Genomic DNA, 26,072 nt, shown 5'->3' on the forward strand with positions numbered 1-26,072 from the left:
CCTAAAGATATTTAGGCCGTAATCATTAACTAATTAATTTAAGTATGCAGGACTACTGTGCCGCTCGAATCGTTTCCAACTCTTTCATGATCGTCGCGTGTATACCTTCGCTCCATGTTGGGAACTGGTTGTACACATCCGCAGTCAGTTGGTTGAACTCATCAGAATTCACTTCATTGAAGGTAACGCCTAGTTCTTCAAGTTTTTGAGTGTATTCAACATCCAACTTAACTAGCTCTGCAGTGTTAGATTCAGCACCCGCTTCTAACTCTTCATTAATAATTTGCTGTTGCTCTGGCGTAAATTTGTCCCAAAGCGTCGGTGAAATGTAGATACCAACCGTACCTAGGAAGTGCTTAGTCAAAGACATGTTCTTTGCTACTTCGTAGATTTTGGTTGAGTACATTGTCAGGATAGAACCTTCAAGACCGTCAACAACACCTTGTTGAACGCCTGCATAGGTTTCAGGAAATGGTAGAGAAGCAGGTGCTGCGCCCATTGCTGAAAGCGTGCTAATGAACAGCTGACTTTGTGGAACACGAATACGCATGCCTTTCATGTCTTCAGAATTAACGATCTCTTTATTAGTAATCATGTGACGGAAACCAAACATGTAGTCAGCATTCAATACTTTGATGCCTTTCTCTTCGGCTTTAGCCTTTAGGCCAGCGACAAATTCAGTGTCCATCATCGCTAAGTATTCATCGTAGGTGTTGTAAAGCATTGGACCAGCAAGTGCTGCAAAATCAGGTACGTAGTCACCTAGGTAAGTCAAATCTTCTACAGCAATCCAGTTTGCGCCGTTAACCACTTGTTCCAAGTTATCTTTATAAACAGGTAATTGACCGCCTGGAAAAACTTTAATGTTTACCGAACCATCGGTTCTTTCTCTAATTTTGTCGGTCGCTTTGATAAGTTCTTGTGTTAACAACTCATTTTGAGTGAACACAAGGCTCATGTTGATATTGATCGGCTCATCTTTAGCTTCAGAACCAGCCTTGTCAGCTTCACCACAACCAACAAGCAGCGTTGCCGCCATAATTACTGTACCTAATAGCTTTTTCATTTTTTATCACCTTTTCGTGGCTATCGTTTTCTAAATATAGAGGGTGTTATTAAGTTTTCGTAGAGTATGTAAGTGAATTATTACATTCATATGAACATTAATCTTACAGATTTGAACATTGTGAGCATAAGGTCTCACTATTGTACAAACTCTGTACAACACCTTTAAGCTCGCTCTCATTTAAAATAAGTAGATATAGCGGATAGATAATAAATCTGTAATAAAGTAGAGCTACTGTTTCCTGAATTTTCAAATGAACATCGAGATTGAATTATGATCACAGGCCACCGCGGTGCAGCTTCTTTAGCACCAGAAAATACGTTAGTGAGTATTGAACAAGCAGCGAAAGCTGGTGCTAAATGGATTGAAATTGATACCCAGTTAAGCGCTGATGGCACCCCAATGGTTTTTCATGATAAGACGGTCAATCGTTGCACTAACGGAACGGGCAATATCGCAGACTTAGATTTAACCGCTCTCAAAACGTTAGATGCCGGCAGTTGGTTTGGTAGCGAGTTCGCAGGAACAACTATTCCGACGTTGAGTGAAGCGCTCGACAAGTGCCTAGAGCTCGATGTGACCTTGAACCTCGAGATCAAAATTTACGACCATAAGGCTATCCAACCTTTAGTTAAGAAAGTTGCTGCGCTGATTGAACAAAAGCAGTTCCCTATTGAAAAGCTACTCATCTCAAGCTTCAAAAAAGAGTCACTAAGCCTTTGCCAACAGATGATGCCAGAAGTTAAAAGAGGCTTTATCTGCGAGGTTTGGAATGATTTCAGCCTGGAATCTCTTCAATCACTCGACCTTTACAGCATTCATATCGACCACCGAATTCTTGATGAGAAAACGGCCAAAGCGATCAAAGCTTCTGGCGCAGTTCTTAAAATATGGACACTGAACGATCCTCAATTGGCGGCTAAATATTTCAACCTTGGCGTCGATAACATCATCACCGACGTACCAAACCAATTTTAATGAGCTTCTATGGAACTGAACCATCGCCAGAAAGAAATACTCGCAACGCTTAAGGCTAATCAAGACATACAGATCGACCATTTAGCCGAGTTATTTTCTGTCACCACTCAAACCATTCGTCGTGATGTAAACCACCTGTGTGAGCAAGGCCTAGCACGCAGAGTACACGGAGGCGTGAGCTTACCCACTACGCTCACTAATACTAGCTACCGATTCCGTGCTGGTGTTGAGTCTGAAACAAAAGACAGTATTGCGATGGCGGTTGCCGACGCGATATCTGAAGGTTCAACCGTCATGATGGGGATTGGTACCACCGTCACTCGCATCGCTCAGTATTTGTTGGCAAAGCCTGCATTGCGAGTGATCACCAACAACCTGCAAGTCGCTCGTATCCTTGAAGCAAATGAGCAAATTGAAGTGTATTTGGCTGGCGGTTTGTTCCGACGAGAACACCAAGACATGGTGGGAAGCAGTGTGGTCCATTTCTTCTCTGACTTTGAAGCTGACATCGGCATTTGTGGTTGTGGCTCAGTAACAGACAGTCATTTCGCCATGGAACATGAGCAAGTTGAAGCTGACCTATCCAAGTCGATAATTAACAATAGCCGTGAAAGTTGGCTTGTCGCAGACGCCAGCAAATGGGGACGCTTTGCCGCTCTCAAAGTCGCTCCGCTGGATGACTTTGATCGTATCTATACCAACAACAGCCAATTGCCTTCGGAGCTAAGCATTCACCTTGTAGAAGATGACGTTCAGCCTTAAGCACAAAAAATGTATGGTCCGCCCCGTTATTGCAACTACAATTAAGTAATAACGGAGTTGGTTTGCGCTAATGTATTCGGAGTCCTTGTTGGGAGCACTAGCTTCCCAGCTCCACGATGATATCCGCGCCAGATTATCCTTAAAAAGCCCAAAGCATTGGTTGCTATTTTTTGTGTCAGGTTCTTAATCTGGCCGATTGACCGTTTTTGTCATCACGTTCATTGGCGTTGCAAACTTGGTTATAGCTAAACAGCCTTAAAAGCTTGGCGGTGGTATAACACCGCCCAAGCTATCCTTACTAACTTGTTGGCTAATGCGACTACCACTACATTAAATGGTTTGGTGGCTCGTAGGTTCACAAGCCACTCTCCAAACACTTTCCCTGTCGTCTCTAGTCTAGAGAGTACAGCTCTTGCCCCATGGACAAACAGAGTCCTGAGGTGTTTATTCCCTCGTTTACTCATACCAAGTAGTTTGGTCTTTCCTCCCGTTGAGAATTGCCTTGGCACAAGCCCCAACCAAGCCGCCATCTCACGGCCATTGGTAAAGTTACTCGGAGAGCTTACATCGGCAAGACACAATGTGGAGGTAAGATCGCCAATCCCAGGGATAGTTTTTAATAATTGAGCACTTTCGTTGTTATTAACAATAGTTTGAAGCTTGTTATCTTGAGTTTTGATTTGTTCATTAAGGTACTTGTAATGTTCGTGGATAGATATCAATTCACATAGCAAGCTTTTGGGTAATGAGACGGTTTGTTCTGCTAACCATTGAAACAGAGACTTCATCTTTGCATGCCCTTTGGGAAAGCTAAGGCCGAACTCAAGTAAGATCGCTCCGATCCGCGACATAGTGGCAGTTCTCTCCTTGATATAACTATCTCTGACTCGATGAATCGCTGCGATGACTTGAGCCTCTTCACTTTTTACAGCTACAAACCTCATGGTCGGTCGACCCGCAGCCTCTGCGATCGCTGAAGCATCGATGAAATCGTTTTTATTGCCTTTGACATAAGGCTTAACATACTGAGGAGGAATAAGTCGGGGTTGATGCCCAAACTCACTACACTTTCGAGCAAGCCAATGAGCACCGCCACAGGCTTCGAAAGCAATAGTTGTTGGTTCTATTTTTCTAAGAAAGATTAAGAGTTGGTTACGATTAAATTTACGACGAAGCACCTCCACTCCACAACGGTTATGTGCGATAGCATGGAAGCAATGTTTACCTAGGTCGATACCTAAAATATGAATAGAAGACATATGGTTCACCTCATTCTGAGAGCCTACTCTAAGCTTAAGGGCTTGAGAGTGAGGCGGACCATATAATTAAGCCTAGCATCATCGCTAGGCTTTTAAGTTTAAGAAAATAGCTTTTGATTAGTGCTACATACCAACAAAGAAGCTGATCACCAACGCGTTAATCAAATCGACAAAGAAACCACACACTAATGGCACCACGATAAATGCTTGTGGGCTTGCACCATAGCGATGTGTAACCGCAGTCATGTTTACGATCGCAGTGGCTGTTGACCCCAGAGTGATACCTCCGAAGCCTGAACATATCACCACTGAGTCGTAGTTTCTTCCCATCAAGTAATAAACGACAAAGATGGTAAACAGCAGTGAAAGTAGAATCTGGATACTCATGACCACTGAGATGTAGCCAAACAGACCATCAAGATCCCAAATACGTAGCCCCATCAATGCCATGGTCAAGAACATGCCCAAGCAGATGTCAGAGATCATTGCTAAGCCTTTACGACCTTGTGCAATTTTCTCTTGTGTACGGCGCTTCTTGAACAATGCACGTCCAACGTTACCGATTAGGATACCTGCGATTAAACAGCTAACGAATAACGGCAGTTTCAAACCCATTGAGTCGATAACTTCACTCAAGCTGTAACCCAGCATCAATGTTAAGTTAAGAATCAACCATGCCCACAAAACACCGTAGTGGCTTAGCTCTGTTTTGGTCTCACTCTCTTGGTATGCACCAACCGTCACCTCTTCTTCATTAGATGGGCTGACCTTGTGTTTATTGAGAAGGTAATTGGCAATCGGACCACCAATGACACACGCCGCTATCAAACCAACCGTGTTCGAAGCCACACCAAGTTCTAGCGCGTTAGCAATACCAAACTCTTCCACGAACATCGGTGCCCACGCCAACGTAGTACCAACGCCGCCAATCAAACTTACAGAACCCGAGAGCAAACCCGCTTTCGCATCCATTCCAAAGCCTGACGCGACAGCCATACCAACCACGTTTTGCAACACGATAAAAACAGCAGCAAGACATAACAAGATGAACAGCGGTCGCCCACCTTTTATCAGCGTTTTAATATCCGCTTGAAGTCCGATGCCAGCAAAAAAGTAAAGAAGCAAAAAATCTCTGACATCTAGGCTAAAAGTAATCTGAATTTCAAACAGATAGTAAAGCGCTGCTACGGTTGCAGCACAAACGAAGCCGCCAATAACCGGCTCTGGCAGTGAGTACTTCCTTAATACTTCCGATCGCTCGATCAGACCTTTACCGATAAACAGTAAAGAGATCGCGATGGTAAAGGAGAGCATTGGAGAAACGAGGGTTTCTGTCATGAGGTAATAAGTTCCTAGTGTTGAGATTATTCATAATGTTGCTTACCCTTAATAATCAAGATCTAGGCCAAAAAATCAAGCATTTATCGGTGACAAAAACGGCTAATATGGATCAATTTACGTCAGTATAAATAGAAGAAATAACTACTCAGGAATGATTAAAGAAAGTCATATTAGGGAAGCCTGAAGGTAGTGCGGAATATAGGGGCTCTAAAACGAGAAAACCCCAGCATTTCTGCTAGGGTTTTGAATAGTGGTGGAAGGATGGGGATTTGAACCCCAGATACGCTATAAACGTATACTCGCTTTCCAGGCGAGCGCCTTAAGCCACTCAGCCATCCTTCCACAAATTATGTGTTGAGCTTGTCACTCAACGAGGCGCTACTTTATTGATTCTGCTTGCTTTGGTCAAGGGGCATTCTCAAAAAAAGTGCCTTTTTCAGCTTGTTCGATTACAAATTAACTCATTAGATCAAAAACAAACCAAATTTTATTCTATCGCTACACTTAAGCTTGTTGCTTTTCTTAAGCTTGTTGATAGTAGCCTGGAACTCTAAACCATTTGCGGCACATGTCTAAGAAATAACCGTAAAGTACGCCCATACCACATGAGATAACGGCATTACTGGTTACCGCGGTCACGATCTGATCGCTTGAAGCGCCCACCGCCAACAAAATACCCGCATACACAGGTGATTGGAATAACACGTAAGCCATAAGATCAGACAAGTTCTTCATCAACGAACTTTGTGAAAGTTTTGCACCATTGCGCAAGAACCAATCACGAAAGACACCATAAGGCCATGCGATAGCTATGTTTACCGGAATAGATAACGTTCGTGAAGCAAGAGATTGCTCAAACGTCATTCCAGAGATAAACACTTCTACGATCATGCCAGAGATAAAACAGAAAACTACCATAGCAAATGTATCCGCCGCTGCGTTACGGATACAAAATGGACCACGAGACTTCATTGATGCCAAACCTAAAATATATCACTACCTATTTAGTGATTTAGTAACATATAAACAAGGTGTTTTCGCACCCTACCAGATAATGTCGCTATTAAATCACAAGATAGGTAGTCATACATTCCAAATTCAAAATCAAGTTGTAAATTAACAACCAAAAACCACTTAAAAAGCAGTCACTTCCACCAAGAAATCACATCAAGGTCAAATAATGGACAATTCGTTGTTTACTTTCTGTAATTAAACAACAACTAGGCCATAGGCAGATTGACAGTAATGATATTAATAACATCTTGAGTAGGAGGGGCGCCCTGAGAAACCTGCTCTAAAGCCTTATCCACTTGGTAGGTCAGTTCAGCATTGTTCATAGGTTTGACATGAACACGCAAGCTCTCTAAGGCAAATTGAATCAACTCGAGATTGTTGTCTTCAAGTGCCACGTAAAGTGTCACCAACAACTCTTCAGTATTGTCTTTGTTTCGCAGGTCAGGTTTAGGCAGCGAGCGACTTTGACTCTTTTGCCCATGAAGGTGTGTTTTTTGAGCATTAGCGTTATTGCTTGCTAGCTCATGGTTTTCTGTTTCACGACTTGCTCTTTCATCAATAGCTTGATCATCGATATAGTCGGCACTATCGCTCTGTTCATCATTACTCTCTTCCTCGTGGAACTGGTAAAGCTTATTCGAATAACGGAATAAAGCATCGTCTAGCTCTCGCTCATCGATTGGTTTTGCAATAATGTAGTCCACACCCGCACCAAGCATACGCTCGCGAGTCTCTTTAAACACATCAGCAGTACAACCAAATATTAAGACGGATGAAACATCGCCAATTAAAGCGCGAATCGCAGTGGTTGATTCCACACCGTCCATCACTGGCATGTGGTTATCCATCAACACCAAATCAAAATGCTCAGCAACAACGGCTTGGATAGCAAGCTCACCGTTTTCTACGCTTTTACATGTGAAGCCTTTACTGCTCATGAAGGTTTCGATAATGACGGTATTGGTTCGGTTATCCTCAACAATCAGAACTTTCAAGCCGGAGTAATCTAATTTCTTGTGAGGTAAGCTCTCTATCTCACCCGGCTGACACGGTTGAATCTTCAATCGAACATCAAAGCTTGTGCCTATGCCCTCCTCGCTGGTGACGGTAATACTGCCATCCATGAGCTGGGCAATCTTCTTCACAATCGCTAAACCAAGGCCAGTACCACCAAAACGTCTTGTGGTCGACGACTCTGCTTGTTCGAAAGGTTTGAAAATACGCTTTTGCGCTTCTTTAGAAATACCGATACCAGTGTCACGAACTCGAATACTCAGGTAGGTGTCGCTGCCCTCAACGATTTCTTTAAAGTACACCTCAACAAAGCCTCTAGAAGTGAACTTCACAGCGTTATTCAATAGATTAAACAAGATTTGGCGTAGGCGTGCTTTATCCGAGAAGTACCAACGACCTGAAGGCACTTCAGAGTACACTTTGAATTGGAGGCCTTTTTCAGAAGATAAGGTGTAGTAGACACTATTAATACTGCCGATGATCGAATCCAGAGGGAATCGAGTTTCATCGAGATCCAACCTGCCCTGCTCGATCTTCGAGAAATCCAAGATCTCATTGAGCAGTGTCATCATATGATCGCCCGACTCATACAAACTCTTCAGGTGCTTCTCTTGTTCCGAATTTAAAGGCGTTTTCAATAGGATCTGAGCTGTACCCAATACGCCATTCATCGGCGTTCGGATCTCATGTGACAGGGTCGCGAGGAAAGCCGTTTTAGCATTGGTTGATGCCTGAGCTTTAACCTTTTCCGCCTCGAGGTAGATGGTCTTCTCGTTGAAGGTTTTAATCAAGTGACCAATTTCATCTTCACTTGAATATTCAACATCGATGATCTCTCCCGCTTTAGAACCGCCGACCTTAGCGGCAATGTTGGTAATTGGGCTAATCAAATAGCGGTTCAGCAAGTAATAACCTGCCATGACACACAGTAGTAACAGCGGAACAATACCGCCCTCAATACTCATGACCTGACGAAACACTTCATCTGCTACACGTGATTTTGAGTTAACCACATCCACTTGCCAGCCAAACTCACCAAATTGATTGCTACTGATGTAGATCCCTTCAACGAGATTGAAGTTATGCGAAACCAAGACCTGGTTGAGTTTATCTCTGAGGGTGATACCAAGGTTGTACTCTTCTGCGTGGTTTTTAATGAAACCCAACAACTCTTCGAGTGAGAGATCCACCGTCGCAATACCAGCAAAGATGCCGTCATAGTAATAAGGTGACGAAGCCGTAATCATTCGAACGTGTGTATAGGGATCGATATAGACATCGCTCCAAGAGATGGTTCCCTGCGGCTTGTCTACAACCGAGGTATACCAATACTCTTCATGATAAGGGGCATTTTTAGGATTGTTGTAAGAGAACAGCTGGTCAATCGTGCCATCGTCAGCTTTGTTGAAAAAATAACTGTTTAAGAGCTTGTCGGAATCCAGCGCATAAGGTTCTGGCCAAATACCAGCACTCACGATTGTGTCATCGCTCGCGGCTAACATCGACTTGAATAGCGGGATGACATCTTCACCTTTACGATGTGCCTGAGCAAAACCAACTAAACTATCAACAAAGCCTTGAGAGCTGCTGAGTGGCTCTGTAATCAATGCGGATAACAGTTGCGTACGCAAGTCGAGGTTTTGCTGTAATTTGGCGCGCACGGGGGATTCTACGACGTAATACGTCACACTACCGACAATGGCAATAAACATAGCAAGGTAAAGCCCAAGTGCTACCATGCTTTTTTTCTTAAGAGACGACCGTATCTGCATAATTCTTTTATTGTTTTCTTTTCTGTTAAAACTAGTGTTTATCATCCATGACATCAAGGCTTTTTAGATTGAAGCTTGATTGGCACAAGTTCATTGGTACTATAAGCGCAAATATGTTCCCTTTTACGGTACCTCACTTTGACTTTACAAGATATTCTTGCGCTTCCAGAGTTGGAAGGAAAGCTAATCACAGAACACAAAACCATCGGATTTGTCACTGCAATGGCAGCGGCACCTAATGTGTTAACCCCGCATGAGTGGCTACCGTTCCTTTGGGGTGGCGAGGAAGTCGCTCCTTTTACTGATGGTGAGCAACTTGAAAGCTACATTGAAGTTATCATCGCGCTTTGGAATAAGACACGTCCAGAACTGATCGAAGGCACTTGGGTTTGGCCTGAAGCTTGTCAATTGGATGATGAAGAAGTCGTTAACACAGCGGCTCGCGATTTTTGTGAAGGTTTGCTTCAAGGCTGGCAGGTTGCCCGTGATGATTGGGAAACACTGATGCCTGAAGACAGCGAAGACAATGCATTAGTTGGCGGCGTACTGCTTTCACTGAGCATGCTTTACGATCCAGAAACTTCAATCGCAACACTTGCTGAGCAAGGTATTGAAGGTCTAGAGCAGTTCGAAGAGATCTTTAACGCGGTCCCTGTGATGCTTTGCGGTCTAACGCAGCGTGGCATCGCATTAGCAGAAGCTCAATAATCTCAACAAGCTCTGCAAAAATTAAGCTCACTGCTTAACTCGAACAAACGATAACAAAAAGGCCTCTAACGAGGCCTTTTTTAATTCTGAAGGTATTCGGCTGATTTAAAAGCCTTTCCAATCAAAATGATCAATCCGTTCATCAGCAATGTAGAACAACTTAGTACCGCTGCTGACAACTTGGTCCAGTTCCGGGTTAAGTTCAATACCACTTCCCGTATCAATCGCAATCAAAGTGGCTTGATACTTCTCTTTAAACACAGAGAAAATCGGCGCAACCGTCACTGGCTCAGAATTCTCTGGGTAATAGGTCGAATACTGTGTCATGCCCCTTGTTGAGCTCAATAACTCTTGGTGAAGCGCACTTGAACCCGGGTCAACCGCAGCCTTAGCCAACATTTCTGCACCCACCGCTGGAATACATTCTGAGTTAGGACAATGCTTATGTAGCAAATCGCTCAATGCTTCGTCTTTAAAGTAAACAAGAAGATGAGCTTTAGGGTTACGGTTTGCACAGTAAAGCGCTGCAGATAACGTAATGTCGTCTTCTGGGTTATCAATAAGAATACAACTGGCAGACTCGATGCCTGTTTTTTCCATCTCTTTGCCATCTGTGTAGCTGTTCACTTTAACGAAATTGATTTCGCCGGGTAACGGGTTCTCGATATCTGAACGAGTACATAACACGATTGGTCGCTTGCCCGTTTCTTCATGCTGCAACATGCGAATGAGGTGAATGGTTCTTTGCTCATTCCATCCAAGCATCAAAATGTGGTTGTCCACTCTAACTCTCCTTTTTCCTAGCAAGCCCGCTCGCCAATATTCAACACCTTCTGTCGCTACCTTACCAAGCAAGGCCGCGAAAAGACTCAGTCCACCCGGAATCACAAACAGTATAACGATCCACTGCCCGGCTTCTGTTGTGGGCGATAAATCACCGTAACCCACCGTAGACGCAGTCACGACTAGGTAGTAAGCGAACGTGGTAAACGAGCTGGTTAGCGCTGTTTCACCCGCTAAATACAAACTCGACCACGACAGAAATACGTAGCCTAAGAAGGTGAACAGTAAGTTTTTTCCATTCAAAACAAAGATATTTGCTTTGACCCAACGTTTGAGTTGTAACCAGATTATCATTCGAGCCTCAAATCCTTCGATCTTACTTACATGCTAGAAAAAATACCTGATATCAACAAGATGTATCATCAGAAAAAGATACATGACCACAAGATTGATAGTAGCGACCTATCTTTAGGCACAAAAAAACCAGCACTATTGGCTGGTTTTCGTTGGTTAGATAAAAGAACGGCTTACGCGTTACCTTTTACCTGCACATTTAACTGCTCAGCAAAATCTAGCATGCGGTTCAGTGGGATAAGAGACTTCACACGTAGTTCGTCAGAAACGAAGATCTCGTGTTGCTCACCACCGTTCTCAAGCGCATTTTCAATCGCTTCAAGGCCGTTCATCGCCATCCAAGGACAGTGTGCACAGCTACGACAAGTTGCACCAGCACCAGCTGTTGGCGCTTCAATCAGTTCTTTTTCAGGAACCAATTGCTGCATCTTGAAGAAGATACCTTTGTCAGTCGCAACAATCATCTGTGGATGAGGAAGCTCTTTCGCCTTCTTAATCAGTTGGCTTGTTGAACCTACAGCGTCAGCCAGTTCAACCACACTTGCTGGTGATTCTGGGTGAACCAAAATAGCCGCTTCTGGGTATACCGATTTCATTTTCTTCAGAGCATCAGCTGAGAACTCGTCATGAACGATACACTCACCTTGCCAAAGCAACATGTCAGCGCCGGTTTGATTTGCAATGTAAGAACCTAGGTGACGGTCTGGGCCCCAAATAATTGGTTTGCCTTCTGCGTCTAGGCTTTCAACGATTTCTAAAGCGATACTCGACGTAACCACCCAGTCTGCACGAGCTTTAACAGCCGCAGAGGTGTTCGCGTATACAACCACTGTGTGGTCAGGGTGAGCATCACAAAATTCTGTGAATTTATCAGCAGGACAACCAAGGTCAAGTGAACATTCAGCTTCAAGTGTTGGCATTAGAATGCGTTTTTCAGGAGTAAGAATCTTTGCAGACTCACCCATGAAACGAACACCTGCGATGATCAAAGTGCTTGCTGAGTGACGGTTACCGAATTTAGCCATTTCTAATGAATCGCCAACGAAACCACCAGTTTCTTCTGCCAGAGCCTGAATTTCAGGATCTGTGTAGTAGTGTGCAATTAGAACTGCATCTTTTTCTTGAAGTAGTTTTTTGATGTTTGCGATGTGGGCCTGTTTCTGAGCGTCGCTCAATGGAACTGGCTTAGGCGGAAACGGGTAAACTGTATCGATTTTATCTAGTATATGACTCATTGCTCTTGCTCTACGCAACTTCTTCCGAGAATCCGAGTATTCTACACAGGACAGCGATTGGGATCAAAAAGGATTGGTTGTAAGCAAGTACGGATAAGTATTAAAGAGGGTATAAAAAAGAGGCGCCTAAGCACCCCTATTTTGTTTTATAAGTGGGTTTTCGCCACTTTTGCCGAAGCACTATTTGGGTACTCGGTCACGACTTGTTGGTAATATTTCTTAGCTTGCGTCGCGTTGTTGTTGCGCGCAGCTATGTCACCAAGCTTAACCAGTGCATCTGCTCGCTTGTTTGAGTCTTTGTACGACACAACAGCGGCAAAGCTCTTCACGGCTTCTTTATCTTGCTTCTTAGCGAAATAAAGCTGACCTAACCAGTAATGTGAGTTAGGTGTGAAGGTTGAATCTGGGAAGTCTTTTTGAAACTTTTGGAATGCGGCAATCGCACCCGTGTAGTCTCGTTGCTTTAGAATCATATCTACAGCATTTTGATAAGCGGTTTGCTCATCGACATCAGTACTGAACGTACCAGAAGCATCTTTAGAGCCTTCACTCGCTGCCACTGCTACCGTTGCGGTTCCTGCTGCTTTCACCTCACCTCTTACACGATCCAGTTCAATGAACAGTTCACGTTGGCGCTCTAGCATTTGCTTCATATCGTAGCTGTTTCGTTCCAGCTCACCACGAAGTTCACTGATCTCCAGTGCCATGTCGTCGATTTGCTGTTGCATTTGAAGCTGAACAAGGTTGCGATTTTGAAGCAGGCGTTCTAAACGCTCAATATCTGATTCGTTAGATGCAGACGCTGCTCGAGAGGAAGATGATGAATTGGTTGCGGTGCTATTGAGATCGGATACTGGAGCTGGTGCAGCGAACGCGGTGTTCGCTGCACTTGCCAGTAACGAAAGCAAAATGACTCGCTTTGTGTTACTGAACATGAGGCAATTCCTCAATTATATAGCCTACTAAAATTAGTAAACTAGTACTGCGCGACGGTTTTTAGCGTACACATCTTCAGATTGACCTAGAAGAAGTGGCTTCTCTTCACCGTAGCTTACGATAGAGATTTGGTCTGCTTGAACACCTAGAGCTTGTAGGTATTTCGCTACAGCTTGTGCACGACGCTCGCCAAGTGCGATGTTGTACTCAGGAGTACCGCGCTCATCAGCGTGACCTTCGATAGTAACGTTCATGTCAACGTTCTTAACTAGGTAAGCTGCGTGAGCTGCTAGCATTTCTTCGTAATCGCCAGCGATAGTAGAGTTATCGAATGCGAAGTAGATTGTTTGAGTTTCACGTAGCGCTTGCTCTTTAAGCTCTTGCTCAGACAGTTGACCGTTAGCGTCAATTGGCGTTACAACAGTTGTGTCTACGTTGCCTTCTGAACCTGAAGTTGTTTGGTTGCTTTCAGTACCAGATGTTGCAGATGTTGCTTCATCAGTTGAGCTACATGCCGTTACTGCCATCACTGGTAGTGCAATCATCAAGCCTTTAAGAACTTTGTTAAGTTGCATCTTTTTTTCCTTACGTTATCAAACTTAGTTTCTACAGCGACTAAGTGCTATAGATAGTTAAACGCCACAATAGTTAACACTATCAATAGCTAATAGAATGTATCACTTAAACTAGAGGAACGGTGACCATGCAGGCGCTCTTACACGTCCGTTGGTTGCCGGTAATCTAGCTTTGAAACGGCCATCGATAGAAACCATCGATAGTACATTTGTCTTGTTGTAAATAGAGCTATAGATAACCATACCTCCATTCGGTGCAATACTTGGGGATTCATCTAACAGTGTTTTTGTTAGTACCTGAACCGCACCTGTTTCCAAATCTTGCTTAGCCAAGTTAAAACCTGAGTTGCTGCGATTAACCATGATTAGGAATCGTCCGTCAGGTGTGATCTGGCCACCTAAGTTTTGGCTACCTTGCCAAGTAATACGAGAAGTCGAATTATTTGACAAATTTACATTATAAATCTGTGGTTTACCACCACGATCCGATGTGAAAATTAGAGACTTGCCATCTGGGTGCCAGAATGGTTCAGTATTATTCGAACGGCCGCGGGTAATTTGAGTCAGCTTACGGCTAGCAAGGTCAAGTGTGTACACCTGAAGGCTGCCCGTTTTCGACAATACCAATGCCAATGTTTTACCATCTGGCGAGAATCTTGGCGCACCATTGTGACGAGGGTATGACGTCACTTTCTCACGTTCACCGGTGTAAATATTCATGATGAATATTTCAGCTTGGCCATTCTGGAAGCTCACATAAGCCAGTTTTTTACCGTCAGGTGACCATGCAGGTGACATAAGAGGCTGCTTAGAACGAAGTACTAAACGCTCGTTAAAGCCATCGTAATCAGCAACACGAAGCTGGTACGGGTACTTATCTTTATCGTTCACTACCACGTAAGAGATGCGAGTTAAGAACGCGCCTTTCTCACCAGTTAGCTCTTCATACACTAGATCTGAGATACGGTGTGCGTACTCTCTCAAGCGCTTTCCAGGAACTGTAGCCTTCTTGTTGAACAACACGTGGTCTTTAGAAAGCACTAATTGGCCTTCATCACTCAGTGCACGGCTTTGTCCTTTGGTCAGTTGACCACGAACAATGTCGATCAATTGGTAATTCACCACATACTGCCCTTCGGCATTTTTAGTGATGCTACCGGTAAGCAATGAATCAACACCTAGGTTAGTCCAAGCATCAAAGTTAACCTCAGTTTCGCTGTAAGGCGTTTGAGGCATTTTGCTTGTCGCAACTGGGCTGAATTTACCACTACGTTGTAAGTCAGAAGCGATAACTGCTGATACATCGTGTGGTAGCGGCTCTGCGCCTTCCCAGCGGAAAGGTACAATAGCGATAGGTCGTGCAGAGTTAATACCGTCTGTAATGACAAGCTCTAGAGCTGCATTTGCGACTTGAACACCGCTAAACAGTAATATACTCAGAGTAAATAATAGTTTTTTAAACACACTACATTCCTTTATAGCTCAACGGTTAAATTGATGTCTTTCAGTTTATCAACGATTGCAGGATCAGACGGTAATGGAAATGTTCCCGTTTGAGCAACTGCGCGTTTACTTGCTTCACAAAGGCGACTATCTCCACTCAAAACACTTACGCTTTTAACGATAGCATTTGAACCTGTAGCAAGTAGACGTAAATTAACTCTACATGATTTACCTGAGAAGCTATCTTCAACACGTAAATTACCTTGTATCATTTGTTTGTAGATTTCACCGTAACGCTGTGCTTCATCACTAATAAATTGTTGTCTTGCCGAAGAGTTTTGAGTCGCTTCAGTTTCAAGGCCAGCAAAGATATCGTTCAATGCTGCTTCTTGTTGTTTGCGCTCTTTTTCCGCTCTCGCTGCCGCTTCTTTTGCCTTACGGGCTTTCTCTGCTGCAGCTGCGGCTTCTTTCTCTTTCGCTATACGTTGCTTCTCAGCTCGCTCAGCGGCCTCTTTTTCTTTACGCGCTTTTTCAGCAGCTTCTTGCGCGGCTTTTTCTTTTGCCACGCGTTCTTGTTCAGCTTTCGCAATAGCAGCTTCTTTGGCTTTACGCTCATTTTCAGCTTTTACCAACGCCGCTTCTTTCAACTTGCGGTCAGCTTCTGCTTTAGCGGCTTTCTTTTGCTCTTGTTGTAAACGCGCTTCTTCAGCTTTGCGCTTCTTCTCGTTCTCGACACGTCGTTTTTCAGCCTCTCGAGCGGCTTTTTCATCCTTCGCTTGTTGCTCTTTTAGCTTACGGATGTTTTCTTCTTCCGCTTTACGATTCTTTTCCAGTCGTTCACTTTCACGTCTGAGTTTGTCTAGACGTTCTTGCTCTTTCTTGCTCGCAGCTTCTCGCTGTTGACGAATCTGTTGAGCTTGCTGGCGAACCAACTGAGGGTCAATCACCACAGCCTGAACCATTTGCCCTGTCGGCTTAGGTTCTGACATCGTGAAGTCCGCTCCCCAAATGAGCGCAACGAATAGAATGACGTGCAGCCCAAGTGAAATAAGAAGCGGTTTTCTGAAACTATTGGATTTTTTATTAGTCGCTTTCATGAATGCTACGGAGCTATTCCCTTATATCCGTTAAAAGGCCAACCTTTGGCACACCTGCACGGCTTAATTCATCAAGTAATAAAACCACTTCAGCGTAAGGCGTTGCGGCATCACCGCCAACCGCCACTGGAGAATTCGGCTTCAAAGACAACTCAGCTTTCACTCGGACGATAATATCTTCCATAGATAAGCCACGTTGTACTTCTTCGTCATTCACGCTCAAACCAAGCTCACCGTCTTTGTTCACTTCAACGATAATAAAGCTCGCGTTATCGTCACCCAAAAGATCTTGTGCAGACTTAGCCGTTGAAGCCTGAGGCAATTCAACGTCGACACCTTGAGTCACAAACGGTGAAGTCACCATAAAAATGATCAGCAAAACAAGCATAACGTCGATGTAAGGTACAACGTTAATCTCTGCTGTCATTTTGCGTTTTTTAGGTTGGTATCCAGCCATCTATTATTCCCTGCCAGCCATCGCTTGACGGTGAAGAATGCTGTGGAACTCTTCAGAGAAAGTCGCATAGTTATGCTCTAGCTTTCCTACTCGGCTGCTGAAGCGGTTGTAGGCCATTACTGCCGGGATTGCGGCGAACAGACCCATTGCCGTTGCAATAAGTGCTTCTGCAATACCAGGAGCAACCATAGCCAGTGTCGCTTGCTTCACTTCGCCTAATGCGATGAATGAGTGCATGATGCCCCAAACCGTACCAAATAGGCCGATGTAAGGACTGATAGAACCGACTGTCGCTAAGAAAGGTAAGTTAGTTTCTAGCTCGTCTACTTCGCGGGCTACGGCAACGCGCATTGCACGGCCTGTGCCTTCCATAATGAAGTCAGGAGATGTTGCGTTTGATTTACGAAGGCGAGCAAATTCAGTGAAGCCTGCGTAGAAAATCTCTTCGGTACCAGAAAGCTCATCTTTGCGCTTATTGCTCTCTTGATACAATTTAGCCAGATCAACACCAGACCAGAACTTATCTTCAAACACTTCAGTTTGTTTAGAAGCTTGAGATAACACTTTACTTCTTTTTATGATCATCGCCCAAGACACAACAGACATGCCCATAAGAGTCAGCATGACCATCTTCACTAGTAAACTAGCTTCTAAAATTAGGCCTAAGATTGAGATTTCAGCAGTCACTATTCGTTAGCTCCGTAAGAATAAATGTTGGCATTGCCTTTGGTTTCATTTTTTGATTGTCGATACATGCTACCTTAACCATTGCTTTACACAATGCTTTGCCATCAGGATTTACGATCTCTTGACAGAAGACCAAGGTAGCTCGCTTCAACTCGTAAATATTTGTAATGACTTGTAAAGAATCATCAAGGCGTGCGCCTTGAATAAAATCTATGTCCATATGTCGGACTACAAAACCGATGTTTTGTTCTAATAATACCTGCTGAGAAACGCCAATTGAGCGCAACATCTCAGTTCGAGCGCGTTCAAAAAATTTGAGATAGTTAGAATGGTACACCACGCCACCGGCATCGGTGTCTTCGTAATATACGGTTACTGGCCACGTAAACGGCTTAGATAATCCCTGCAAATTGATTCCACAACCCTAAAACGGTAAAGAGATTACTATAACCTAACTCATTATCATTAATAGTATATGGCAGTGAATTTTTTGAGTTTGGAGACGAAAAAAAAGGCCATCTGTATAAGATGACCTCTTTTTGACTAAAAACCCAACAGTTACCTAGGTTTACTTTGTTATAAACCTAATTCACAACCTTATTTAGATAAGGCGCAGCACCGTTAGGTAGAGCAAAATTGTGAGCGAAACGTAAGGGCTAAACAGCAGTTGCCACATCCAAGCTCTTGGCTTAAATCCGATACCGTAAACCATGCTTGAGCATACTGCCCAGATAAACATTGGCCCGATGATCGCGTTAAAGCCACCGATGCTCGTCGCATACGCTTCAGGATCCCACATTACCAAACCAACATGCATGAAACCCAATACCAGGGATAAAGCTCTTAACAGAGTCTTATCCATTGGTTGATGCAGCTTAGCAACTTGCTCTGCGAGATTACTCACTGTCTTTGTCCATCATTTCTGAATGCTCTAGCCATAGAGCATTGATGATGCCGAATGCACATGCTAGAAGTACACCCAAAATCCATGCGAAATACCACATAAAATTTCTCCTAAGTTATTTCACTTCTAGCTTAGTAAGCTGAAACGTCGTTATCTTCGATGTGTTTCTTATCTAGGCGACCGAACATTTTGTAGTATGTCCAAGTTGTGTAGCCAAGAATCACAGGAACCATTACCGCCGCAACTGCAGTCATAAGACCAAGCGTTAGCTCACTCGCTGTTGAATCCCACATAGTCAAACTATGGTTAGGGTTCAGGCTTGATGGCATTACGAATGGGAACATTGCAAAACCAGCCGTTAGAATAACACCAGCGTTAGATAGGCTTGAGAACAAGAATGCGAAACCACCACGCTCAAAGCGAGATGCAATCACAGCAAGCAGTGGCATTACTACACCAAGAATCGGCGCAGCCCACATTGCTGGATATGTTTCGAAGTTTGTCATCCAAGCACCAACTTGAAGTGATACTTCTTTGTTTAGTGGGTTTGAATCAGCAAACGTATCGATAGTGCTTGTAATCACATAGCCTTCGATAGATTGAACCCAGAAACCACCAATAACAAACAGAGCAATAGCAATTAGGCCAGTGATCTGAGCAACGTTACGTGCACGGTTGTGCAGTTCTTCTGTTGTCTTCATTTGAAGCCATGTTGCACCTTGCATCACGAACAACATTAGAGCCAACACGCCACATAGCAATGCAAACGGGTTTAGCAGAGCGAAGAACGTACCGTGGTACTTAGACATCATCAGGTCGTTTAGGTCAAATGGAACACCTTGCATTAGGTTACCAAATGCTACACCGAAGATGATTGGTGGAACTGTGCCACTAAAGCAAAGTGCGTAGTCCCAAGCCTTACGCCATTTAGGCTCTTCAATCTTTGAACGGTAATCAAGAGCAAGTGGACGTAGCCAAAGTGCTGCTAGCGTCACGTACATTGCAAAGTAGAAACCAGAGAAAGACGTCGCGTAAACCAGTGGCCATGCAGCGAACAATGCACCACCAGCCGTGATTAGCCATACTTGGTTGCCATCCCAGTGAGGGGCAATAGTATTCAGCATAATACGACGTTCAGTGTCGCTCTTACCGATAACAGGAGACAGAGCTGCAACACCCATATCAAAGCCATCAGTTACGGCGAAACCAACCAGTAGAACACCGATCAATACCCACCAAATAAGTCGTAAGCTTTCGTAATCAAACATAATATTCCCTCACTTATACTTCAACTGAACGGCTAACTTTGTCTTCAACAGAGTTATCGTTTTGTTCGAAGTGGTAACGGCCTGTCTTCAAGCTACTTGGACCTTTACGTGCGAATTTCAGCATTAGGTAAACTTCAGCAATCAAGAACACAGTGTACAGTGCCAGGATAGCGAATAGAGAAGTCCAAAGCTGTTCGATAGTTAGTGCTGATGCAGCAACGTTAACCGGTAGGATTTCACCAACCGCCCATGGTTGACGACCAAACTCAGCAACGAACCAACCTGCTTCAATCGCAATCCAAGGTAGTGGGATTGAGAATAGCGCAGCTTTAAGTACCCATGGTTTCTGTTCGATCTTCTGACGACACGTTTGAACAAACGCAGCACCGAATACAAACAACATGATGAAGCCACAAGCAACCATCAGACGGAATGACCAGAATAGAGGCCAAACTGTTGGGATAGAATCATCCGCAGCCATTTGGATTTGGTCTTCTGTCGCATCAACAACTTCGTCTGTGTAGCGCTTAAGAAGTAGACCGTAACCTAGGTCACCTTTCACTTCGTCGAAAGCAGCCATGTTTTCTTCAGACTTGTCGCCTGCACGTAGCTTTTCAAGCAATTCGTACGCGTACATACCCGTGCGGATACGATCAACGTGGTCATCACGTAGGTCACGCAGGCCCGTTACTTCTTTATCGAAAGAACGTGTTGCGATGATACCCATTACGTAAGGAATTTTAATTGCGTAGTCAGTATTCATTGTCTCTTGGTTTGGAATACCAAAAACAGTAAATGCTGCTGGTGCTTCTTCAGTGTGCCACTCTGCTTCTACAGCAGCGAGCTTCACTTTTTGAACTTCACCAAGCTCGTAACCAGATTCATCACCTAGTACGATTACTGACAGGATCGCCGCCATGCCGAAAGATGCTGCAATCGCGAAAGAGCGACGAGCAAAGGCAAGGTCACGACCTTTAAGAATGTAGTATGAGCTGATACCAAGGATGAACATTGCACCCGTTGTGTAACCAGACGCTACTGTGTGTACGAATTTAACTTGTGCTACTGGGTTTAGTACAACTTCAGCGAAGCTCACCATTTCCATACGCATGGTTTCAAAGTTAAATTCCGCACCCACTGGGTTTTGCATCCAGCCGTTTGCTACCAAGATCCAAAGCGCTGAGAAGTTAGAGCCAAGTGCTACTAACCAAGTTACCGCTAAGTGTTGACGCTTTGACAGTCTGTCCCAACCGAAGAAGAATAGGCCAACAAAAGTAGACTCTAGGAAGAATGCAACAAGCGCTTCGATAGCTAGCGGAGCACCAAAGATGTCGCCAACATAGTGAGAATAGTAAGACCAGTTAGTACCAAACTGGAACTCCATGGTTAAGCCTGTTGCTACACCAAGAGCAAAGTTAATACCAAACAATTTACCCCAGAACTTGGTCATGTCCTTGTAAATTTGCTTGCCAGTCATTACATAAACTGACTCCATAATGGCAAGTAGAAATGCCATACCTAAAGTCAGTGGAACAAATAGGAAGTGATACATCGCTGTAAATGCAAACTGCAATCGCGACAGATCAACAACATCAATCATGGTAACTCCTTTGTGTCGGCTGAATGACACTTGTGTGATTATTCACCTCAAAAATCCATGTTAAAACAATTTATGTAATTGTTATTACAAATTGAAATTTGTAGCAAAAACGTACCGTTATAGTTAGATTATTGTTAAGCATGAGCTAATATAGCTGGCGCTAATATTACTGGTAAAATCAGTATGTTTCAAAAGGTTTATGGGAGAACCCTGCGTTGATTTGTATCAAATTTATTCGAGCAAATTAGAGTTATTTTTGTACAATTATGATTAAAATCACACCAATTATGCTTGTCTTAATAACAGCGCATGATATCTGTGACAAATGCTCATCACCACCTCAACATCCAAATTACAACTACCTATAAAGTATTAACAAAAAATATGACAACTTATTTCATTTTCTGTTACCTAAATCAAACCTGAAATCAAAGTTTCCATTTTTGAAGCGCCCTTTTCGACCTTTTTATCGACTCGCTCAAAGAGTTGTTATTCAGTAAAAAGCAAAAAATCCCAGCGCTTATGCAACTGGGATCTTTAAAAATGAATAATTTAACGATTGGAGGGTTTATCTATTCCAAAGTGTAAATACGCTCTGTCGGTCGCTATTCGACCTCTTGGCGTTCTTTGTAAATAACCCTGTTGTATCAAGTAAGGCTCCAACACATCTTCAATGGTGTCTCTCTCTTCACCAATCGCGGCTGCCATGTTGTCGATACCCACTGGACCACCACCAAACTTCTCCATAATTGCGAGCAGAAGCTTTCTATCCATGTAGTCGAAACCTTTAGCATCGACATCCAACATGTTAAGCGCTTTATCGGCAACCTCAGGACAAATATGGCCATCCCCTTTCACTTCCGCATAGTCACGTACACGGCGCAGTAAACGGTTAGCAATACGAGGTGTGCCACGAGCACGACGAGCAACTTCCAATGCGCCTTCAGATTCCATAGATAAACCTAAGCAATCGGCACTGCGCTGAACGATGTTTTGCAGGTCTTCAACTTTGTAGTACTCAAGACGCTGGGTAATACCAAAACGGTCACGCAGCGGAGACGTCAGAGAACCAGCACGAGTCGTCGCGCCAATCAGAGTGAAAGGTGGAAGGTCGATCTTGATTGAGCGTGCCGCAGGGCCTTCACCGATCATGATGTCCAGTTGGTAATCTTCCATCGCTGGATACAACACCTCTTCAACCACAGGGCTTAAACGGTGGATCTCATCGATGAACAGCACATCATTTTCTTCAAGGTTAGTCAGCAATGCCGCCAAGTCACCTGCTTTCTCTAATACAGGCCCTGAAGTGGTGCGAATGTTAACGTCCATTTCATTGGCAACGATGTTCGCCAAGGTGGTTTTACCTAAGCCTGGAGGACCAAATATCAACAGATGATCGAGCGCCTCATTGCGAAGTTGAGCTGCTTTGATGAAGATTTCCATCTGACCACGAACGTGATCCTGACCTTGATAGTCGGCTAATGCTTTCGGTCGTATAGCGCGGTCAATAACATCTTCATCTTTAAAGACCGGATTATCAGGAGCAATGAGGCGATCAGCTTCAATCATAGAGGGTTCCAATTTAAGAGTGTTAACTCTGTTATCTTTAATTCTTGCTTAGTCGCTCACCAATATTGGAGCACTTGAATACTAAGCATATTCTAACGAGATAGGACTCGCTAGAGATTAACGCGATGCAGCATTGAGCTTACATCGCGGTTTCAGTGTCGGTTTTGATTAAACCATCGACTTCAAGGCATCACGAATCAGTTGTTCGCTCGTCATACCTTCTTTAGCTACTTGAGAAACAACCTTAGAGGCTTGAGTCGGCTTATAGCCTAATGCAAGCAATGCACTTACCGCTTCTTCTTCAGCGTCGTGAACGGTTGGCATAGAGTCAATCGGTGCAGCATCCGTTGCAGGCGTAAACAGATCACCTGCGCCCCACCCTTTCAGGCGGTCTTTCATTTCAACAACAAGACGCTCAGCCGTTTTCTTGCCGACACCCGGAAGTTTCACTAGCGTAGAAATGTCTTCACGTTCAACACTTTGAACAAACTGGCTAGCCGTCATACCTGAAAGGATGCCAAGGCCAAGTTTAGGACCAACACCGTTCGCTTTGATTACTTCACGGAACAGCGCGCGTTCTTTTACTGTGTTGAAGCCGTAAAGCAGTTGTGCATCTTCACGAACAACAAAGTGAGTGTAGATAATTGCCTCTTCGCCAACGTTTGGTAATTCATAAAAACAGCTCATTGGCATTTGAACTTCATAGCCAACGCCACTCACTTCAATTAATAACTCTGGTGGCTGTTTTTCTATTAATGTACCGCGTAGACGTCCGATCACAATTCACTCTCTTGGTGGAATATAATTTGAGGGACAGAATATAAAAGAACTGGATGCTTATCCAGTTCTTTGTGTTTATTCGGGTGATTTATTTACGCTTGTTTGGCTTGTGAAACCACGTTATTTAAGCTTTCGACCAGCTCTTTGACAGAGGTAACATGTCCTGTGAGTTCAGAACCATAATTAGCCACTAAGCCTGAAACAGATTTAGTTTCCGCGACACTTTGCGCCACCTCTGAACTCGCGAGATCGAGCTCCTTCAAAGAATTCATCTGCATCGCCATAATGTTGGTGAGCTGATTAACGTCAGTCGAGATAGTTTGCACCTCTGAGATAATGCCGTTCATTTCATTGGCCGTTGTTTCGATAATCGCTCGCCCATGCTCCACTTCGTCTTTACTGCGGTCCAACAAGCTTCGGATCTCGATGGCTGAATGACTACTTTTTGCTGACAGCTCCCTCACTTGGTCGGCGACAACCGCAAATCCTCTTCCCTGCTCACCTGCGCGAGCCGCTTCTATCGCAGCATTTAATGCCAACAAGTTAGTTTGCTCCGCTACTGAAGTAATCAAATCGGCGACTTTCATGATCTCTTGATTACTTTGAATGATCTGAGTGATAGCACTGGTTGAAGCTTCTAATGACTCAGAGCTCTTTTGCGCTTTCTCGCCGACCGCTTCACTGCGTTCTTTCAGCTCACCGACAAATGAGTTGGACTCTTCGATACCTTGGGTCATTTGGTGTAATTGTTGGCTCATCTGTTCTGCCGCACTCGCTTGAGATTCACAGTTGATGTTCAGCACTTCAACTTGAGAATGTAAGTCTCGCGACTGTTGGTCTAGATGAACAGACACACCCTGTAAGCTTTCAGAGTTGGAATTGGCTTGATCGAGCACAACCGATAAGCGCGCTTCACTTTGAGTTGCTTGATTGGCAACCTGCTGGCTTTCTAAAATCGCTTCTTCGGCCATTTCGATTGCCACTTCTTTTTGCTTGGCGGTAAACGCTTGAGCAATGCAAATCACCACCAGCGGCATAATCACACCAGACCAGGTTTCAACCACCACCGCTTCAGGAGTAAGTACTAACTGCGGAAATTCAAAGCCGTTAAGGTGAGCCGACGTCATCACCAATGAAACGCCAATCACTAACCCACTCCATACCAAGGCGATAATGCGTGTTCCTGACAAGAAAAAAGCGACCACTAACAAAGGAACCCAATAAGCCTGAGTCGATGCGACCACACCTCCGCTTTGGTAGATGATATTCAGCGCGTGTACCGCCATACCAACAAAACCAAAATTGAGTGCAAGGCTGGGTTTATTGGTGATACGCAAGAACAGTGCGGAGATCAGTTCAAACACGATAAGGAACACAGATGTGGCGATCAGGAGTTGCTCTTCGTGCTTTGTCCATTTGATTAGGCTGTAGACACCCACAAAGAAGGCGATAAAGGTAAAGAGTAATAAGATATCGGCTTGTCTGACTTCGTTGTTACTCCACCCATTACTTTTGGGTAAAAACAGCGCACGCCACAGCTTTATAGGGTTCATCAGTGATCATCCTTGATTAACTTGTTAGACCTCCGACCAATGTTAATAACATGTTAAATGATACGCAATGTTATTATTTGGTTTGTGTTCGAAAGATCTCATTTCATCAAGGATTTAGCTGCGTAGTGTTTTGATATGAGCCAAACAGGGCGTGAGGCTCATCAGTAGAATTGGTTTAAAATACTGTATGTAGGAGCTAACAGAAGAATGGCAATTAACGGTAACGCCCTTTTCTTGCGCCTGTCGCCTTACCCGCCAGTGCAATCAAGGTTTTGTTGGTGTTAGCGTGAGTGATCGCTACGCCCAGAGCATCTGCCGCATCGGCCTGTGGCTTGGCAGGCAGCTTAAGCATGCTCATCACCATATTCTGGACCATAGACTTATCTGCACCACCATTACCTGTCACCGCTTGCTTAATTAAACGAGCCGCGTACTCGTGAACAGGCAAATCCGCATTTACAGCCGCTACGATCGCACTGCCACGAGCCTGACCAAGCTTAAGCGCCGAGTCCGCATTCTTCGCCATGAAGACCTGCTCTATCGCAAACACATCGGGTTGAAACTGAGTGATGATTTCGCTCACACCTGCATAGATCTGCTTGAGTCGACCCGGTAACTCTTTTTCTGAGGTGCGAATGCAGCCACTCCCTAAGTAATATAGATGGCGGCCATTTTGACGAATAACACCGTAACCGGTAATGCGTGAGCCAGGGTCAATCCCTAAGATAATAGACATAACTTCAAATACTGATTATTTATACATGCTTTATGAGCTTAGTATATCGAACGCAAAAAAAAATGCCCGTCAAATTAACGGGCATTTTATTGTTCTACTGCGAAACTAAGCTCTAAAAAGCTAGGTTCTAAAAAACTAGGTTCTAAAAAAACAAGCTCTTTAGAAAGTTAGGCTAATCGTT

The 26,072-nt window shown here is 44.1% G+C and carries 25 protein-coding genes and 1 tRNA gene; 3 read left to right on the forward strand and 23 right to left on the reverse strand.

What is annotated here, in order from left to right; translation table 11 throughout:
* Positions 1-52: 52 nt before the first annotated feature.
* Positions 53-1,066: a C4-dicarboxylate TRAP transporter substrate-binding protein gene (locus tag FLM53_RS02240; protein WP_050643806.1), complete on the reverse strand. Its 1,014-nt coding sequence runs from the start codon at positions 1,064-1,066 to the stop codon at positions 53-55.
* Between the two features lie 273 nt (positions 1,067-1,339).
* Between FLM53_RS02240 and FLM53_RS02245 the strand changes: the two genes are divergently transcribed.
* Positions 1,340-2,044: a glycerophosphoryl diester phosphodiesterase gene (locus FLM53_RS02245; RefSeq protein ID WP_176680124.1), complete on the forward strand. Its 705-nt coding sequence runs from the start codon at positions 1,340-1,342 to the stop codon at positions 2,042-2,044.
* A gap of 9 nt (positions 2,045-2,053) precedes the next feature.
* Positions 2,054-2,806 (forward strand): DeoR/GlpR family DNA-binding transcription regulator, encoded by a 753-nt coding sequence (locus tag FLM53_RS02250; RefSeq protein ID WP_176680125.1) that lies wholly within the window; start codon positions 2,054-2,056, stop codon positions 2,804-2,806.
* Between the two features lie 245 nt (positions 2,807-3,051).
* Here the strand turns inward: FLM53_RS02250 and FLM53_RS02255 are convergent, their stop codons facing one another.
* The 5 genes from FLM53_RS02255 to FLM53_RS02275 form a co-directional block, all read right to left on the reverse strand.
* On the reverse strand, positions 3,052-4,065 hold the full coding sequence (locus FLM53_RS02255) for an IS110 family transposase (RefSeq protein WP_176679423.1): 1,014 nt from the start codon (positions 4,063-4,065) through the stop codon (positions 3,052-3,054).
* A gap of 123 nt (positions 4,066-4,188) precedes the next feature.
* Positions 4,189-5,403: a sodium/glutamate symporter gene (gene gltS / locus FLM53_RS02260; protein ID WP_176680126.1), complete on the reverse strand. Its 1,215-nt coding sequence runs from the start codon at positions 5,401-5,403 to the stop codon at positions 4,189-4,191.
* Positions 5,404-5,657: 254 nt separating this feature from the next.
* Positions 5,658-5,748, reverse strand: a tRNA-Ser gene (locus FLM53_RS02265).
* A 180-nt stretch (positions 5,749-5,928) separates the two neighbouring features.
* Positions 5,929-6,378, reverse strand: a complete 450-nt coding sequence (locus FLM53_RS02270; protein ID WP_102423554.1) for an L-alanine exporter AlaE — start codon at positions 6,376-6,378, stop codon at positions 5,929-5,931.
* 248 nt (positions 6,379-6,626) lie between these two features.
* Entirely contained in the window at positions 6,627-9,206 is a 2,580-nt protein-coding gene (locus FLM53_RS02275) for an ATP-binding protein (RefSeq protein ID WP_370779791.1), read from the reverse strand.
* Between the two features lie 138 nt (positions 9,207-9,344).
* On the opposite strand from FLM53_RS02275, the gene FLM53_RS02280 reads away from it, so the two are divergent.
* Positions 9,345-9,914, forward strand: coding sequence for a UPF0149 family protein (locus FLM53_RS02280; protein ID WP_017630625.1), 570 nt, complete (start codon positions 9,345-9,347; stop codon positions 9,912-9,914).
* Positions 9,915-10,019: 105 nt separating this feature from the next.
* Here FLM53_RS02280 and FLM53_RS02285 read toward each other — a convergent pair whose 3' ends face one another.
* The 17 genes from FLM53_RS02285 to ruvC form a co-directional block, all read right to left on the reverse strand.
* Positions 10,020-11,051, reverse strand: a complete 1,032-nt coding sequence (locus FLM53_RS02285) for a potassium channel family protein (protein ID WP_132743010.1) — start codon at positions 11,049-11,051, stop codon at positions 10,020-10,022.
* A 173-nt stretch (positions 11,052-11,224) separates the two neighbouring features.
* The gene (nadA, locus tag FLM53_RS02290; protein WP_017062067.1) at positions 11,225-12,286 is read right to left on the reverse strand and encodes a quinolinate synthase NadA; all 1,062 of its coding nucleotides are present in this window, start codon (positions 12,284-12,286) and stop codon (positions 11,225-11,227) included.
* A 146-nt stretch (positions 12,287-12,432) separates the two neighbouring features.
* Positions 12,433-13,221, reverse strand: coding sequence for a tol-pal system protein YbgF (gene ybgF / locus FLM53_RS02295; RefSeq protein ID WP_029405341.1), 789 nt, complete (start codon positions 13,219-13,221; stop codon positions 12,433-12,435).
* 33 nt (positions 13,222-13,254) lie between these two features.
* On the reverse strand, positions 13,255-13,797 hold the full coding sequence (gene pal / locus FLM53_RS02300) for a peptidoglycan-associated lipoprotein Pal (protein ID WP_017062069.1): 543 nt from the start codon (positions 13,795-13,797) through the stop codon (positions 13,255-13,257).
* A gap of 111 nt (positions 13,798-13,908) precedes the next feature.
* The gene (gene tolB, locus FLM53_RS02305) at positions 13,909-15,261 is read right to left on the reverse strand and encodes a Tol-Pal system beta propeller repeat protein TolB (protein WP_176680128.1); all 1,353 of its coding nucleotides are present in this window, start codon (positions 15,259-15,261) and stop codon (positions 13,909-13,911) included.
* Positions 15,262-15,272: 11 nt separating this feature from the next.
* Positions 15,273-16,337 carry a cell envelope integrity protein TolA gene (gene tolA / locus FLM53_RS02310; protein WP_176680129.1) on the reverse strand — a complete coding sequence of 355 codons (1,065 nt, stop codon included), beginning with the start codon at positions 16,335-16,337 and terminating at the stop codon, positions 15,273-15,275.
* Positions 16,338-16,350: 13 nt separating this feature from the next.
* Positions 16,351-16,794, reverse strand: a complete 444-nt coding sequence (gene tolR / locus FLM53_RS02315; RefSeq protein WP_017062072.1) for a protein TolR — start codon at positions 16,792-16,794, stop codon at positions 16,351-16,353.
* Positions 16,795-16,797: 3 nt separating this feature from the next.
* Positions 16,798-17,481 carry a protein TolQ gene (gene tolQ / locus FLM53_RS02320; RefSeq protein ID WP_017062073.1) on the reverse strand — a complete coding sequence of 228 codons (684 nt, stop codon included), beginning with the start codon at positions 17,479-17,481 and terminating at the stop codon, positions 16,798-16,800.
* Positions 17,471-17,890 carry a tol-pal system-associated acyl-CoA thioesterase gene (gene ybgC, locus FLM53_RS02325; RefSeq protein WP_009846376.1) on the reverse strand — a complete coding sequence of 140 codons (420 nt, stop codon included), beginning with the start codon at positions 17,888-17,890 and terminating at the stop codon, positions 17,471-17,473. The genes tolQ and ybgC overlap by 11 nt, the downstream gene beginning before the upstream one ends.
* 192 nt (positions 17,891-18,082) lie before the next feature.
* The gene (ybgE, locus tag FLM53_RS02330) at positions 18,083-18,385 is read right to left on the reverse strand and encodes a cyd operon protein YbgE (protein ID WP_017630632.1); all 303 of its coding nucleotides are present in this window, start codon (positions 18,383-18,385) and stop codon (positions 18,083-18,085) included.
* Positions 18,378-18,485, reverse strand: a complete 108-nt coding sequence (gene cydX / locus FLM53_RS02335) for a cytochrome bd-I oxidase subunit CydX (RefSeq protein ID WP_000270284.1) — start codon at positions 18,483-18,485, stop codon at positions 18,378-18,380. The genes ybgE and cydX overlap by 8 nt, the downstream gene beginning before the upstream one ends.
* Before the next feature lie 31 nt (positions 18,486-18,516).
* Positions 18,517-19,653 carry a cytochrome d ubiquinol oxidase subunit II gene (cydB, locus tag FLM53_RS02340; RefSeq protein WP_176680130.1) on the reverse strand — a complete coding sequence of 379 codons (1,137 nt, stop codon included), beginning with the start codon at positions 19,651-19,653 and terminating at the stop codon, positions 18,517-18,519.
* 13 nt (positions 19,654-19,666) lie between these two features.
* Positions 19,667-21,253, reverse strand: coding sequence for a cytochrome ubiquinol oxidase subunit I (cydA, locus tag FLM53_RS02345; protein WP_029405340.1), 1,587 nt, complete (start codon positions 21,251-21,253; stop codon positions 19,667-19,669).
* 552 nt (positions 21,254-21,805) lie between these two features.
* On the reverse strand, positions 21,806-22,822 hold the full coding sequence (gene ruvB, locus FLM53_RS02350; protein ID WP_017062078.1) for a Holliday junction branch migration DNA helicase RuvB: 1,017 nt from the start codon (positions 22,820-22,822) through the stop codon (positions 21,806-21,808).
* A 168-nt stretch (positions 22,823-22,990) separates the two neighbouring features.
* Positions 22,991-23,602, reverse strand: coding sequence for a Holliday junction branch migration protein RuvA (ruvA, locus tag FLM53_RS02355; RefSeq protein WP_008219934.1), 612 nt, complete (start codon positions 23,600-23,602; stop codon positions 22,991-22,993).
* Between the two features lie 92 nt (positions 23,603-23,694).
* Entirely contained in the window at positions 23,695-25,155 is a 1,461-nt protein-coding gene (locus FLM53_RS02360) for a methyl-accepting chemotaxis protein (protein WP_176680131.1), read from the reverse strand.
* 214 nt (positions 25,156-25,369) lie between these two features.
* Entirely contained in the window at positions 25,370-25,891 is a 522-nt protein-coding gene (ruvC, locus tag FLM53_RS02365; RefSeq protein WP_008219936.1) for a crossover junction endodeoxyribonuclease RuvC, read from the reverse strand.
* Positions 25,892-26,072: the final 181 nt, after the last annotated feature.

Source organism: Vibrio sp. Scap24 (genome assembly GCF_013394185.1).
In the GTDB taxonomy this organism is placed as follows: Bacteria; Pseudomonadota; Gammaproteobacteria; order Enterobacterales; family Vibrionaceae; genus Vibrio; species Vibrio pomeroyi.

What these genes read in the sequence shown, in the direction of transcription:
- FLM53_RS02240 (WP_050643806.1), bottom strand. Translation starts at nt 1,066, where the DNA reads ATGAAAAAGCTATTAGGTACAGTAATTATGGCGGCAACGCTGCTTGTT.
- FLM53_RS02245 (WP_176680124.1), top strand. Translation starts at nt 1,340, where the DNA reads ATGATCACAGGCCACCGCGGTGCAGCTTCTTTAGCACCAGAAAATACG.
- FLM53_RS02250 (WP_176680125.1), top strand. Translation starts at nt 2,054, where the DNA reads ATGGAACTGAACCATCGCCAGAAAGAAATACTCGCAACGCTTAAGGCT.
- FLM53_RS02255 (WP_176679423.1), bottom strand. Translation starts at nt 4,065, where the DNA reads ATGTCTTCTATTCATATTTTAGGTATCGACCTAGGTAAACATTGCTTC.
- gltS (WP_176680126.1), bottom strand. Translation starts at nt 5,403, where the DNA reads ATGACAGAAACCCTCGTTTCTCCAATGCTCTCCTTTACCATCGCGATC.
- FLM53_RS02270 (WP_102423554.1), bottom strand. Translation starts at nt 6,378, where the DNA reads ATGAAGTCTCGTGGTCCATTTTGTATCCGTAACGCAGCGGCGGATACA.
- FLM53_RS02275 (WP_370779791.1), bottom strand. Translation starts at nt 9,206, where the DNA reads ATGCAGATACGGTCGTCTCTTAAGAAAAAAAGCATGGTAGCACTTGGG.
- FLM53_RS02285 (WP_132743010.1), bottom strand. Translation starts at nt 11,051, where the DNA reads ATGATAATCTGGTTACAACTCAAACGTTGGGTCAAAGCAAATATCTTT.
- nadA (WP_017062067.1), bottom strand. Translation starts at nt 12,286, where the DNA reads ATGAGTCATATACTAGATAAAATCGATACAGTTTACCCGTTTCCGCCT.
- ybgF (WP_029405341.1), bottom strand. Translation starts at nt 13,221, where the DNA reads ATGTTCAGTAACACAAAGCGAGTCATTTTGCTTTCGTTACTGGCAAGT.
- pal (WP_017062069.1), bottom strand. Translation starts at nt 13,797, where the DNA reads ATGCAACTTAACAAAGTTCTTAAAGGCTTGATGATTGCACTACCAGTG.
- tolA (WP_176680129.1), bottom strand. Translation starts at nt 16,337, where the DNA reads ATGAAAGCGACTAATAAAAAATCCAATAGTTTCAGAAAACCGCTTCTT.
- tolR (WP_017062072.1), bottom strand. Translation starts at nt 16,794, where the DNA reads ATGGCTGGATACCAACCTAAAAAACGCAAAATGACAGCAGAGATTAAC.
- cydX (WP_000270284.1), bottom strand. Translation starts at nt 18,485, where the DNA reads ATGTGGTATTTCGCATGGATTTTGGGTGTACTTCTAGCATGTGCATTC.
- cydB (WP_176680130.1), bottom strand. Translation starts at nt 19,653, where the DNA reads ATGTTTGATTACGAAAGCTTACGACTTATTTGGTGGGTATTGATCGGT.
- cydA (WP_029405340.1), bottom strand. Translation starts at nt 21,253, where the DNA reads ATGATTGATGTTGTTGATCTGTCGCGATTGCAGTTTGCATTTACAGCG.
- ruvB (WP_017062078.1), bottom strand. Translation starts at nt 22,822, where the DNA reads ATGATTGAAGCTGATCGCCTCATTGCTCCTGATAATCCGGTCTTTAAA.
- FLM53_RS02360 (WP_176680131.1), bottom strand. Translation starts at nt 25,155, where the DNA reads ATGAACCCTATAAAGCTGTGGCGTGCGCTGTTTTTACCCAAAAGTAAT.
- ruvC (WP_008219936.1), bottom strand. Translation starts at nt 25,891, where the DNA reads ATGTCTATTATCTTAGGGATTGACCCTGGCTCACGCATTACCGGTTAC.